Below are 13,180 nucleotides of genomic sequence, written 5' to 3'. Positions count from 1 at the left end.
ACGGTCACGCTGGATCCCAGTGTAAGAAGAGTGTGTGAATCGATGACGGCGGGGTTGCGTGGCCGCTGTGGCGGCAATGTGAAGCGAGTGTGAAGTTGAGCCGGGCGCAGAATCAGGCGCAGAGTCAGGAGGAGTCCGCCGGCAGCGACAATTGTGCTTCGACGCCACCTTCGCCGCGGTTGTGCAGGCCGATCCGGCCGTGATGCAGCTGCGCTACCTGCTGCACGAAACAGAGGCCGAGGCCGGTGCTTTTTTCGTTGCTGTCCGGCCGCGGCAGGGAATAAAAGCGCTCGAATACGCGGCTCAACGCATAGGATGGAATGCCGGGGCCGTCGTCCAGCACCGACAGTTTGACGATTCCCGGGGTCGAGAAATCCGTCTGTAGCGTAATCACGCTACCCGCCGGCGAGAAATCGATAGCGTTCTCAAGCAGGTTGATCAGCGCCTGGCGCAGCAGAAATACCTCGCCGCGGATCTTCGGCTGCGCCTTGGGTCCTAGCTGTGACCTGCCGATGTGGATGCGCAAGCCTGCCTTTTGCAAGCGCGGTTCCAGCAGATTGACCACTTCATCCAGCAAGCCGCCGAGATCGATGGCGACGACATTGTCCAATGCCTGCCTGTGCTCGATGGCCGCCAGCGCCAGCATTTTTTCTATCAATTCCGCCAGCCGCTGCGACTGGCTGCGGATGTTGTGGGCGAAGCGCCGGCGCTGGGCATCGGGCAAATCTTCATCGAGCAATTCCGCCGCGCCTTGGATTGCCGCCAGCGGGCTTTTCATTTCGTGCGTCAGGCTGTGGATGTATTGTTCGACGTACTGCTTTCCTTCCAGTTTTTGCCGCATCGATTCCAGCGCCTGGCCCAGTTCGACGATTTCGCTTGCCCCGTTGGCCGGCGGCTGGGCGCGTTCGCCGGCAGTCACTGCACGCGCATAACGTTGCAAGGCGCCTAGCGAGCGGCTGATCCACAAGGTAACGGCGAGCCCCACCGCGAGCGACAGGAACAGCAGCAAGCCGCCCCAGCGCAGGATGGTTCTTTCGCTTTGCGAAATCGCCGGCTGCAAGGTGTTGTTGGGCTTGGCTACGGTCAATACGCCGATCATCTTGCCATCGTCGATGATCGGCGCTGCCACATGCATCACGGTGCTGCGTTCATCGCTGTCGACGTCGCGCGTCGAGCGCACGCCGTAGCTGCCTTGCAAGGTCAGGTAAACATCGTTGCGGCGCGAGTAGTCCTGGCCGACCGCGCGGCCGGTGGAATCGAACAGCACGATGCCCTTGAGATCGGTGACGTAGATGCGGTAATCCAGCGTGGTCTTGCGGAAGCTCCAGATCTTGGCGTTGATGTCGCGATGCGCGTATTCGCGCACGCGGCTGGCGAAGTTGCCGTCGGCGATGTGGTTCTGCTTCATGTCGTCGGCGGCCAGCTCGGCCAGGATATTGGCGGTGTCGACCAGCGTATCCTCCATCGCTTGCCGCACCGCCGGCTTCACTTCCGCCAGGAACACGCGTTGGATAAAGACGCCAGCCAGGCCGACGATCAGGAAGTAGCCGAGCAGGATGCGGACGCCGAGCTTCATGTTGCAGCGAGTTCCAGCGAATAGCCGAGGCCGCGATGGGTATGGATCGGATCGGCTGCGGGAGTCACGGCTTTCAGCTTGATGCGCAGGGTTTTGACATGGGTATCGACGGTGCGGTCGGTGCTGTCGGGCGCATCGTGCCAGATCGAGTCCATCAACTGGTTGCGAGTGAAAATGCCACCCGGCCGGCTCAGCAACATCTTCAGCAGCAGGTACTCATAGCGTGTCAATTGCAAGGTCTGCCCGGCGTAGCGGATCCGCATGCCGGCCTGGTCCACTTCAAAAGCACCCAAGGCGCCGGCTGCAGCTGTTGCTGCGCCGGCTTCGGCCGCTGGCGCATGGCCCAGCCGGCGCAGCACGACCCGGATGCGGGCCGCCAGCTCGCGCGGCGAAAACGGCTTGACCATGTAGTCGTCGGCGCCGATCTCAAGGCCGATCAGACGATCGATCTCGCCGCCGCGCGCGGTCAGGAAAATTACCGGCAGCGATGAAAACTTGCGCAGCGCGCGGCAGACGTCGAAACCGCTCATGTCCGGCAGGCCGACATCCAGCACCGCCAGGTCGAACCGGCCGCTACGGGCCTGTTGCAAGGCGGCGCTGCCGAGCAGGCAGTGATGGACCTGGAAGCCTTCGCTGCCAAGCGCATAGATGACCGTGTCGGCGATCGCGCTTTCGTCTTCGGCCAGTAGAATATTCAGCATGCAGATGATCGCTATGGAGGGCTGGGATGTCGCTTATTATAGGGACAAGCGGGATAAGCAGGAAAAATGACACAATCAACAGCATAATCAGAGACATAGTGAAAAACCTGCAAACCAAGACTGCCATCGCCATGCTGCAACCGCTGGACTATGGCGCCTCGCCGTGCATCAACGTCTGCGTGATGAATGCGGAGAGCGGCTTGTGCGACGGCTGCCAGCGCACCCTGGATGAAATCGCGCTGTGGGGCGGCGCCAGCGACGCGCAAAAGCGGACGATCTGGCAATTGATCTTGCAACGGCGCGGGGCTTCATGAGCGCGCCGTCATTGCCATCGACCATGCGGGTGTTGGAACGCGGCTGGCTGTCTTCCAACAACATCCTGTTTCTCGGCAGCGGGCAAACCGCGCTGGTCGACAGCGGCTATGTCACGCATGCGCCGCAAACCCTGGCGCTGGTGGCGCATGGCTTGCAGGGCCGGCCGCTGGACCGTTTGCTGAACACCCACCTGCATTCCGACCATTGCGGCGGCAACGCTGCCTTGCAGCAGGCTTATGCCTGCCGCACCTCGATTCCGGCGGGACAGGCCGGACAAGTGCAAGATTGGGACGGGGATGCGCTGACCTACAACGGCACCGGGCAGCAATGCGCGCCTTTCAGTTTTGACGATACCTTGCAAGCGGGCGATCTGCTGACTCTCGGCGACCTGGAATGGCAAGTGCTGGCGGCCGCCGGCCACGATCCGCATTCGCTGATTTTTTATTGTCCCGAGCAGGCCATCCTGATTTCCGCCGATGCCTTGTGGGAGAGCGGCTTTGGGGTAATTTTCCCGGAGCTTGACGGCGACTCCGGCTCGGGTTTTGCCGAGGCGCAGGCAACGCTGGAGTTGATCGCCAAGCTGGACGTCAGGCTGGTGATTCCAGGCCACGGTAGTCCGTTCACCGGCGTCGCCGCTGCGCTCGATACCGCGTTTTCACGGCTCGCCTATCTGGCCGCCGATCCGCAACGCAATGCCCGCAATGCGATCAAGGTCTTGCTCAAATTCCTGCTGCTGGAACGACAACGGATCAGGCTGGCGGATGTCGCGCAGCTGCTTTCCGGCTTACCTTTGGTAGCGGCCGCCAACCGGCTTTATCTGCAGAGCAGCGAAGCGGAGCTGGCCGAATGGACCGTCGCCCAACTGGTGCGCGCCGGGGCGGCGGAAGTACGAGACGGTTATTTGTTAAATAGTCAATAAAGCGCCATGGCCGATGACTCGGTTTAGAGGACAAAATCTAGCACGATCGTACTTTTTATTCCGGGCTTCCCCCTATAATCAAGGACTCCATTCCCAATTCAAGAGGTTGTTATGGCACTGCCAGCTGCGTTGCAAAACCTGAGCCTTCCCGTCATCGGTTCGCCGATGTTCATCGCCAGCGGTCCGGCCCTGGTGGCCGCGCAATGCAAGGCGGGCATCGTCGGCTCGTTTCCGGCGCTTAACGCCCGTCCGGCCGAATTGCTGGATGTCTGGCTGACCGACCTGCAGGCCGAGCTCGCCGTCTATCAGGCCGAGCATCCGAATGCCAAGGTAGGGCCGATCGCGGTCAACCAGATCGTCCATCAATCGAATGACCGGCTGGCGCACGACGTCGCCGTCTGCGTCAAACACAAGGTGCCGATCATCATCTCCAGCCTGCGCGCGCCGCCGCCGGAAATGATGGATGCGATCCACGGTTATGGCGGTATCGTGCTGCATGATGTGATTTCTATCCGCCATGCGCAAAAGGCGCTGGAAGCGGGCGTCGACGGCTTGATCCTGGTGGCGGCCGGCGCCGGCGGCCACGCCGGACCGCTGTCGCCGTTTGCGCTGGTGGGCGAAGTACGCAAGTTCTTCAAGGGCGTGATCGCCTTGTCGGGCGCCATCGCCACCGGCGATGCGATCCTTGCAGCGCAAGCCATGGGCGCGGATTTTGCCTATATCGGCTCGCGCTGGCTGGCGACCAAGGAAGCGCACGTCGACGATGCCTATCGCCAGGCGATAGTGGAATCGACCGCGGCTGACGTGGTGTACACCAACCTGTTCACCGGCGTGCATGGCAACTACCTGAAAAAATCCATCGTCAATGCCGGCCTCGATCCTGACAACCTGCCGGAAGCGGACAAATCAAAGATGAATTTCGGTTCCGGCGGCACCGGCGCCAAGGCCTGGCGCGATATCTGGGGCGCCGGCCAGGGCGTGGGCTTGATGGATGACGTGCCGAGCGTGGCGCAGATGGTGGATCGCCTGCAGACCGAATACCAGGCGGCGCGCAAACGTCTGGCGCTGTAGGCTTTATTGAAAGCGGATCAGGCTGGTTCAGTCTGATCCGATGAAAGCCAGGTCCTCAAGCGGTCAACAGCACCTGGCCATCTGTCACTGAAATATGCGCCAGCGTCGGGTCGCTTGCATGCACCGCAATGGTGTTCAGGCCAGCCGGGAACAACCGATAGCCAAGTTCTTTGAGGAAGGCTTCGATGGCCGCCGGATCAGACTTGAGGACCTCGATGATCATCGCCGGCCGGCATTTCTCTATGACCGAACGGGCTCCGCGCAACACGTCCAGTTCCATTCCCTCCACATCCAGTTTTACCAGGTCCAGCCGTTCCAGTCCCAAAGAATCCAGCGTGACCATCGGCACCGCCGCGCCGGCCGCACTATCGTAGGAAACCTGTTGGCCGATGAATTCGGTATTGGAGCGCTGGCGCAGCTCCAGGCTGCCGAAACTGGCAGGTTTGAGGTAATCCGGCTGCGGAACCATCAATTCACCGCACACTTCGCCGAGAGCGGACAGTTTCACCCGCGCGTTCAGGCAATTGTTCAAGACCACATTGCCTGCCAGGGCATAGAACACGACCTCCTGTGCTTCGAAGGCGGTTACCCGGCCCCAGCCATGCATGTGGCGCGCCCATTCAATCGTATGCACGCCGATATTCGCGCCGCCGTCGATGGCGACAACGCCGTCACCGAAATGACGGCGTCGGCAGGTGAGCAACGCCAGCGCGAATCCTATCTCGCCGGCGTCAAAGCTTGAATTGCTGAGGATCTGATAACCGACCCCGTAGCCGCCACCTTCGCTGAAGGTGTGATGGTCATTGCGGTTCACGATCATGCTGCCGTGATTGGATGCGGCCAAGACAAAGGCGATAGGGCGAAGTGGAAAAGACATGGCGGGTAATCCTTAAGGTGGCGTTACATCTTCATCAAGCTTTCCTATCCATTCGGACAGAATGTGCAGCAACTCTACCGGTTTTTCCATCGGCGTCATATGCCCGCAGTTTTCAATCACCACCATCTCGGCAGTTGAAATCTGATCCAGCATCTGCCGGGACTCAGCGACGCTGCTGAGCTGGTCGTTGCTGCTGGCGACGATCAGCGTCGGGCACCGGATTTCCTGTAGCTCGGCATAGCCGTCGCTGCGCAAGGCAGACAACTGGCGGATAAAGACTTCCTTGCCGTTGCGTAGCGCCATCGCTTGCAAGCGGTCCAGCAGGGTACGGTCGTGCGCCAGGTCAGGATGTAGCGAAGAGGCCAGCGCACGGCTGGTCAAACCTTTGAAAGGCACTTGCCGGGCCAGTTCCAGCTGTACCTTGTTGCCGGCAATTTCACGCGGATTCTGCTGGCGCGCCGAGGTGTTCAGCAGCGCCAGGGAAATCACCCGCTCAGGCGCCTGCTGCATGATGGCTTGCGCCACATAGCCGCCCATCGAGAAGCCGATCAGGACAAACCGTGGCGGCGCCAGTTGCAGCACCCGCGTCGCCATCGCGCTGATCGACTCATCCTGGCCGAGATCGCCGAAGTGCAGCCGGCCCAGTTGCTGCAAGCCGTCGCGCATGTCGTCCCACAGTGTCTGATCCAGCATGAAGCCGGGTAGCAGCAACAGTTGCTGCTGATCATTATTGTTCGCTGTTGACGCCATTATTTCTTGACCACTTCCTGTTCTACGATCATGTCGAGAGTCCATTTGATCGAGCTGGCGTCGGCGGGAGGATTGACAACCGGCTCTTCCAGGATGCGCAACCGATAACCGATGCCGGGCTCGAAATGGAAGCCTTCGATATTGCCATACCAGAGCTGCCACGGATCTTCCTTGCGCTCGCGGATCTGCAGGCAGGTGGTGCGCATCACGCCGGCGCTGCAAGGCGCTTTTTGCGCGGCCACGTAGACGAACTTGATTTTGGCCGAAGCGCTCGGTTTTTCGCGGGCGTAGAAGCTGAGCGTCTGGCCGTCCAGGGTTTGCATTTCCAGCACCGGACCGGCAATCTGGTAGTGATTGACCGCTTGCAGCTTGTCGAGGAAATCGGCTTCGAAATGCATCGCCGGCGGCGGGCAAGCCATGCGGGTCGTCACTGCTTCGACGATGCTGAGCCGGCCTGCGGCGCGTACCGAATAGGGCGCTGAAAACTGGTTGCAGCCGGCGCGGCCGCTGACTCTTCCCAAGCCGTTCTGTACATTGAAATTCAGGATTACCGGTTCGCCATTGTCGCCGTGCGGCACCGTATGGCCGGTCCAGCTGGTCAGTTCCCAGCGCGATGCCGACAGCGCAGGATCATTGCTCGCGACCGGATTGGACGGCGCGCCGGCGCAAGCCGCCAGGGTAAAGCCGACCGCGGCGCTCATGGCCAGGCAGCGGAACAGGGAACGTGACAGAAAAGAAGTTGTGACAAGCGTCATATGGATTCCATGTTCAAGGGGGCGTACAAACGCAAGCACCTATTCTAACTTAGAGGCTGTTGCAAAATTAACCTGGCGTTGTTGCACCTCCTAGCCGTACTACTCGTACTGTCTTCGTCGGCGCGCCTAGCCATCTTAATTTTGCAACAGCCTCTTAATGATATTTACTCAAGCCATTTGGCGCGGCTGGCCGCCACCGCCACCGCCGCGCACAGCACCCCGACCATGGACAGCGCCGCCGTCAGCCCGAAGCCATGCGCGATAAAGCCGATGGCGGGCGGACCGATCAGGCCGCCGGTATAACCCATGGTGGTGACGCCGGCCAGCGCCGTCGGACCATGCCGGCCGGCGGCGCTGAAGAGGAATGGAAACACCGTGGCGACGCCGACACCGGTCAGCGCGAAGCCGGCGATGGCGAGCGGGATGTCGCTGGCGACCAGGGCAATCAGCATGCCGATCCCGGCCGCTGCGGCGCCGCTGGCGACTATGCGGCGGGCGCCGAAGGCTTCCTTCAGCTTGTCGCCGACTATCCTGGTCAGCAACATCATGCCCGAAAAGAAAGCGAAGGCGAGCGGCGCCACGCCATCGCTGGCGAACAATTGGTCTTTCAGGTAAACCCCGCTCCAGTCGGCCACCGAACCTTCGACAATGGCGCCGCCAAAAGCCACCGCGCCGAGCGCGATAAGGGGACCGTGCGGCATCGCAAAATGCTTCTTGCCGGCGATGTATTGCGGCCGGTCGTTAGGCAAGCTGCGATAGCAAAGGCGCAGTGGAATCAGTGCGCAAATGGCAACCACGCAAAAATGCAGCAGGGGGCCAATGCCCATGCCCGCGATGGCGCTGCCGAGCAGGGCGCCGCACAGCGTGCCGACGCAATACCAGGCGTGCAGTTGCGACATGATCGAACGGCCGGCGACTTTTTCGGCTTCGGCGCCGAGCGTGTTGATCGCGACATTGAAGCAGCTGGAGCAGACTCCGAGGCAGAGCATCGCCAGCATCAGTATTGGCAGGCTGGGCGCCAGCGCCAGGCACGGGATGGTCAGCAGCAAGGCCACGCCGGCATACCAGCAGGCGCGGCGCGCACCGTAATGGCCCACCAGCCAGGCGGCCAACGGAAACGAGCTGACGGCGCCGATGCCGCCGCCCAGCAAGAACAGGCTGAGGCTGGCCGGATCCAGTTGCAGATGATCGCGCAGCGCAGGGATGCGCGAGACCCAGCTGGCGAAGATCACGCCTACCAGCAAGAACAGGAGCGGCAGGGCTACCCGGCGCATGCGCGTGTCAGTGGCAAGAGGTGGTGCGATTGAGTTGGACATTAGGTGATGAAAAAGGCACTGCCGCTACAGGATCAGGCGGTGCGGATTGTGAAATCAGCGCAGCCGGGAAAATCCGGCCACGCCGCTGCGGGATCAAAAATCGGCAGGCAAGGTTTTCAGATGCAATTGCAAAGCGTCCAGCAAGGCCTGGCAAGCGTCATCCGTGCCGACCGTGATGCGCAAGAACTGGGCAATCCGGGCGCTGCTGAAATGGCGCACGATGATGCCGTCGCCACGCAGAGTGGCTGCCAGCCTGGCGGCGTCATGGCGTGGATGGCGGGCGAAGACGAAGTTGGCGGCCGATGGCAGCACTTCGAAGCCGAGCGCGGCCAGTCCCGCCACCATTTGCTCGCGGCTGGCCATCACTGCCTGCCGGGTACGGTCGAAGTGTGCCTGGTCCTTGATCGCAGCAGTGGCGCCGGCGATCGCCATGCGGTCCAGCGGATAGGAATTGAAGCTGTTCTTGACCCGCTCCAGCGCCGTGATCAGGTCTGGATGGCCGATCGCAAAGCCGACCCGCAGACCGGCCAGCGAACGCGATTTGGACAGCGTCTGCACCACCAGCAGATTGGGATAGCGCGCCACCAGCGGAATCGCGCTGTCGCCGCCGAAATCGACATAGGCTTCATCGACGATCACCACGCAATCGGGTTGTCCCGCCACCAGCCGTTCGACTTCGGACAATGGCAACAAGCAACCGGTAGGGGCATTCGGATTCGGAAAGATGACGCCGCCGGCCGGGGTATTCAGATAATCGTCGACGCGCAAGGTGAAATCGGCGGCCAGCGGCACGGTGCGGTGGGCCACCTGGTACAGACCGCAATAGGTCGGATAAAAACTGTAGCTGATGTCCGGGAACAGGATCGCCTCTTCATGCTGCAGCAAGGCCTGGAAGGCATGCGCCAGCACTTCGTCGGAGCCGTTGCCGACGAACACATGGGCGGTAGTGATGCCATGGGCGGCATTTTGCTCCGCCAGCGCCCGCTTCAGCGCATCGGCTTCCGGATCAGGGTACAGCCGCAGGCTGTCGCCCGCCTCGGCGGCAATCGCCGCCAGCGCCAGCGGCGACGGTCCGTACGGATTCTCATTGGTGTTGAGCTTGACCAGCTTGCTCAGCTTGGGTTGTTCGCCGGGGGTGTAAGGCGTCAGGCGGCTGACGATGGGACTCCAGAATTTGCTCATGATGGTGACTGAATGCAGTGGCTAAAGAACGTAAGTGGGAACTGCGCCATGCGCTCGAGGCATGGCGAATCAGCCATATGGTAGCAAACCCGGCTGCGCCAGGCGGGTTTTAGTGGTTTGCCGGTGCTGTGTGTTGCCTCCGGGCCCGGCTATCCTAGGGTTACGGCTGATCAGGGCCGTGCACAACGTCGATCAAGGCCTGGAACAGCCGTTGCGGATCTTCCGCAATCCGGTGGCAGACATACATGAACCATTCCCTGCCGTAGACGATGTATTGCCGCGTGGCGTAACCCAGGTCGCGCATCTGCGCCGCCGGCGCCGCGCCCAGCCCGAGCAGGGTCTCGAATTCGATATGATCCGTCGCCAGGCCTTGCTGCCGGATGAAGGCGTGCGCCCATTCCAGTTGCTGGCGGTCCTGGGTGCCGATCGAGCAGGCATGGCCGCTGGCCAGCAGCGTTTCCGCATGCTGGCGATAAGCGACGCTCAAGCCTTCGCTTCCCCGCGGGTGGGCCAGCGTCTCCGGTTCATCGTAAGCGCCCTTGACCAGGCGGATCTTGCCGGGCTGTTGCAAGGCGTTTTGCAGATCGGCGCCGGTGCGCAGGCGGCGCGCCTGCAAGGTGATGCCTACGTGGTCGAACTGGCGGCAAAGTTCGGCATGTGCGGCCAGGATGGCGTCGGTGCGTTCCGAGCCTTCCATGCTGATGATCACTTCGCGGCCGATGGCGCGTGCGGCTATCGCGATCCTGGCGGCGTTGGCGATACCCAGCGCCGGATCGACCGCCAGGCCGATATGCGACAGATCGAGCGAAATCGTGCAGTTCAGCGCATGCGCCTTGATCGCTGCGACCAGTTCCAGGAAATGCGCCGTCTCGATCGCGGCCTTGGCCTCGTCGCGGGTGCTTTCCCCCATATAGTCGGCGCTCGCGGCGTGACCCTGCGCATTGATTTGCCTGATGGTGCGGATACATTCCGGCAAAGTGCTGCCACCTATGTAGCGTTCGGCGGCGCGTTTGAAAATGACTGACAGGAGCGGGTCGTTTTCTACACTCGCCTTGAGTTTTTCATCGCGCGCGATTTTTCGCAAGGCGTCGGCCGCCAGCAAAGGCAGAGCCTGAGACGTTGTCTGCGCGCCGAATGAGCTTGTCGGTGTCACCATGATGTGCTTTCCTTCAGGAACTATAAGGGATTGCTGGGCGTCATTCTGCTGCGATGAATCGGGATGCATGCTTGTCCGAGTATAAAGGAAAGACCAAGGATGCGAGTGCGGTGCGGCAGGTCCGAGAGGTTATCCGAGAGACAACTGGTAACATAGCGGGCTACATCTGCGGACCCGGTTCGCGCATTTTCATACAAGCAACAGGAGCTGCCCTTGAATATATTAGCCGTCAATCAACTGACCTCTATCTGGAATTTCCTTCTTGAGTCATCCTTGCACTATGGCCTGAACGCCGTACTCGCCATTTTCACGCTGGCCGTCGGCTGGTGGCTGTCGTCGCGTTTCGCCAATGCGCTCGACCGCGTCATGATCCGCGCCAGCCTTGACGCCACCTTGCGTCCGGTGCTGCGCAGCGTGCTGCTGTGGATAGTGCGGCTGGTGACGCTGGTCGCGGTGCTGGGGCAGTTCGGGGTGCAGACCGCGAGTATCGTCGCCATCCTCGGCGCCGCCGGCCTGGCCATCGGCCTGGCTTTGCAGGGCACCTTGCAAAACATCGCGGCCGGCATGATGCTGCTGTTCTTGCGGCCGTTCCAGGTTGGCGAATACATCTCCAACGGCAGCATCGAAGGCACTGTCGATGAAATCGGCCTGTTTGCCACCAAGCTGACCAAGGCCGACGGCATCTGCCTGTTTGCGCCCAACAACCAGCTCTGGAACAGTGCGCTGACAAACTTCAGCCGCAACAATACGCGCCGCATCGACATGCCGATCGGCATCAACTACAAGGATGAACCTGCGGTGGCGATCGCGGCACTGCAAAAGCTGCTGCTGGCGGACGAGCGGATCCTGGCGACGCCGGCGCCGCTGGTAGTGGTCACCGACCATGCCGAAAGCGCAGTCATGCTGAACATGCGCGCCTGGACCACCACCTCGGAATACTGGGCGGTGCGCTGGTCGTTGGCACAAAACGTGCAAGCCACCTTGGCGGCGGTGAATTGCTCGATTCCGTTTCCTACGCGTGAGTTGCTGGTCAGGCGCGAAGCGGAAGCCGGGATTGCCGGCTAAGTTGCCTGCTAGTTGCTGCGAGACCTGTTGCTGATACTGGTCAGATTTTCTTTTTGATAATAAAATTGCTGGTCTGCGATGTCTATAATGAATATGCATAATCCTATGCATAGTTGGCATAGGTGGCGCACCAGCTTTCCGTTACAGTTTCGCTGCGCGACGGCGCATTGCAGAATGAAGAACTGTCGCGTGACCGTTTTCCAGCTTTGGCTGTGGTCCACAATTATTCACAAAATCAGGAGATTTATGTTTACCCGCAAACCTACGCTGCGCAGTTTTCAATCCTACGCGCTGATGATGTTCGGCGCCTTGTTGCTATCCACTTCGGCGGCGCAGGCGCAAGACACCCAAGCCAAACTACCTAATGTCGTGATCCTGGCGACCGGCGGCACCATCGCCGGCACCGGCGCCGACAGCACCACCACCGTCGGCTACACTTCGGCTACCGTAGGCGTGGAAAAGTTGATCGCGGCGGTTCCTGAGTTGAAGAAGGTCGCCAACGTCAAGGGCGAGCAAGTATTCCAGATCGCCAGCGAAAGCATGACCAACGACCACTGGCTGAAGCTGGCCAAGCGCGTCAATGCCTTGCTGGCGCAACCGGATGTGGATGGCATCGTCATCACCCACGGTACCGATACGATCGAAGAAACCGCTTACTTCCTCGACCTGACAGTCAAGAGCCGCAAGCCAGTCGTGATCGTCGGCGCCATGCGGCCATCGACCGCGATCTCGGCCGACGGCCCGATCAACCTGTACAACGCGGTCCTGCTGGCCGGCAGCAAGGATGCCATCGGCAAGGGCGTGCTGGTATCGCTGAACGACCAGATCAACGCCGCGCGCGAAGTGACCAAGACCAACACCTCGACCACCGACACCTTCAAGTCGCCGGAACTGGGCATGCTGGGTTACATCCAGGGCAACAAGGCTTACTTCTATCGCCAGTCGACCCGCAAAAACACCGTCGATACCGAATTCGACGTCAGCAACCTGGACGTGCTGCCGCAAGTTGACATCATCTATGGTTACGCCAATATGACCCGCGCCGCGCTTGATGCGCAAGTCGCTTCCGGCGCCAAGGGCATCATCCAGGCCGGCGTCGGCGACGGCAGCGTCGCGGCGCAAATGAAAACGCCGCTGGTCGAGGCGCGCAAGAAGGGCGTGATCATCGTCCGCGCCAGCCGCGTCGGCCAAGGCATCGTCGCCCGCAATGGCGAAGCCAACGATGACCAACTGGACTTCGTGGTGGCCGATACGCTGAACGCGCAAAAGGCCCGTATCCTGCTGATGCTGGCGCTGACCAAGACCAACAACACCAAAGAAATCCAGCGCATGTTCTATACCTACTGATCACGCAGCAGGTTGGTGCGATCCGGAGAGCAAAAAGCCAGCTGATGATTTAGCTGGCTTTTTTGTCATACGTTTTTACCATTTGTTCAGCTTGCAAAGCAGAATGATATCTTGCAGCAGGAACAACAGTTTCACGCTGTTTCTCTCCGG

13 protein-coding genes are annotated in these 13,180 nt (G+C 60.9%); 5 read left to right on the top strand and 8 right to left on the bottom strand.

Going from position 1 to position 13,180, the window contains the following annotated elements:
- Positions 1-124: 124 nt before the first annotated feature.
- A complete protein-coding gene (creC, locus tag ABI171_RS04470; protein WP_348091401.1) occupies positions 125-1,576 on the bottom strand; it encodes a two-component system sensor histidine kinase CreC in 1,452 nt (483 codons plus the stop codon).
- A complete protein-coding gene (gene creB / locus ABI171_RS04465) occupies positions 1,573-2,277 on the bottom strand; it encodes a two-component system response regulator CreB (protein WP_348091400.1) in 705 nt (234 codons plus the stop codon). Before creB ends, creC begins: the two co-directional genes overlap by 4 nt.
- Positions 2,278-2,375: 98 nt before the next feature.
- Here creB and ABI171_RS04460 point away from each other — a divergent pair, with 98 nt between their 5' ends.
- The 3 genes from ABI171_RS04460 to ABI171_RS04450 all read left to right on the top strand — a co-directional run bounded on the left by ABI171_RS04460 (position 2,376) and on the right by ABI171_RS04450 (position 4,582).
- Positions 2,376-2,591 (top strand): DUF1289 domain-containing protein, encoded by a 216-nt coding sequence (locus ABI171_RS04460; RefSeq protein ID WP_348091399.1) that lies wholly within the window; start codon positions 2,376-2,378, stop codon positions 2,589-2,591.
- Positions 2,588-3,511, top strand: a complete 924-nt coding sequence (locus tag ABI171_RS04455) for an MBL fold metallo-hydrolase (protein WP_348091398.1) — start codon at positions 2,588-2,590, stop codon at positions 3,509-3,511. The genes ABI171_RS04460 and ABI171_RS04455 overlap by 4 nt, the downstream gene beginning before the upstream one ends.
- Before the next feature lie 111 nt (positions 3,512-3,622).
- Positions 3,623-4,582 carry a nitronate monooxygenase family protein gene (locus ABI171_RS04450; RefSeq protein ID WP_348091397.1) on the top strand — a complete coding sequence of 320 codons (960 nt, stop codon included), beginning with the start codon at positions 3,623-3,625 and terminating at the stop codon, positions 4,580-4,582.
- Between the two features lie 55 nt (positions 4,583-4,637).
- Here the strand turns inward: ABI171_RS04450 and ABI171_RS04445 are convergent, their stop codons facing one another.
- The 6 genes from ABI171_RS04445 to ABI171_RS04420 all read right to left on the bottom strand — a co-directional run bounded on the left by ABI171_RS04445 (position 4,638) and on the right by ABI171_RS04420 (position 10,618).
- A complete protein-coding gene (locus tag ABI171_RS04445) occupies positions 4,638-5,459 on the bottom strand; it encodes an FkbM family methyltransferase (protein ID WP_348091396.1) in 822 nt (273 codons plus the stop codon).
- A gap of 12 nt (positions 5,460-5,471) precedes the next feature.
- Positions 5,472-6,209, bottom strand: coding sequence for an alpha/beta hydrolase (locus tag ABI171_RS04440; RefSeq protein ID WP_348091395.1), 738 nt, complete (start codon positions 6,207-6,209; stop codon positions 5,472-5,474).
- Positions 6,209-6,964, bottom strand: a complete 756-nt coding sequence (locus ABI171_RS04435) for an META and DUF4377 domain-containing protein (protein ID WP_348091394.1) — start codon at positions 6,962-6,964, stop codon at positions 6,209-6,211. Before ABI171_RS04435 ends, ABI171_RS04440 begins: the two co-directional genes overlap by 1 nt.
- Positions 6,965-7,128: 164 nt before the next feature.
- Positions 7,129-8,280 carry an MFS transporter gene (locus ABI171_RS04430; protein ID WP_348099220.1) on the bottom strand — a complete coding sequence of 384 codons (1,152 nt, stop codon included), beginning with the start codon at positions 8,278-8,280 and terminating at the stop codon, positions 7,129-7,131.
- A 93-nt stretch (positions 8,281-8,373) separates the two neighbouring features.
- On the bottom strand, positions 8,374-9,462 hold the full coding sequence (gene hisC / locus ABI171_RS04425; protein WP_348091392.1) for a histidinol-phosphate transaminase: 1,089 nt from the start codon (positions 9,460-9,462) through the stop codon (positions 8,374-8,376).
- Between the two features lie 160 nt (positions 9,463-9,622).
- On the bottom strand, positions 9,623-10,618 hold the full coding sequence (locus ABI171_RS04420; RefSeq protein ID WP_348091391.1) for a proline dehydrogenase family protein: 996 nt from the start codon (positions 10,616-10,618) through the stop codon (positions 9,623-9,625).
- A gap of 213 nt (positions 10,619-10,831) precedes the next feature.
- Between ABI171_RS04420 and ABI171_RS04415 the strand changes: the two genes are divergently transcribed.
- On the top strand, positions 10,832-11,683 hold the full coding sequence (locus ABI171_RS04415; protein ID WP_348091390.1) for a mechanosensitive ion channel domain-containing protein: 852 nt from the start codon (positions 10,832-10,834) through the stop codon (positions 11,681-11,683).
- A gap of 297 nt (positions 11,684-11,980) precedes the next feature.
- On the top strand, positions 11,981-13,030 hold the full coding sequence (locus ABI171_RS04410; RefSeq protein ID WP_348091490.1) for a type II asparaginase: 1,050 nt from the start codon (positions 11,981-11,983) through the stop codon (positions 13,028-13,030).
- Positions 13,031-13,180 lie beyond the last annotated feature (150 nt).

This window comes from Collimonas sp. (assembly GCF_039923675.1).
GTDB lineage: Bacteria > Pseudomonadota > Gammaproteobacteria > Burkholderiales > Burkholderiaceae_D > Collimonas.
This window is presented reverse-complemented; position numbering and strand designations above follow the sequence as displayed.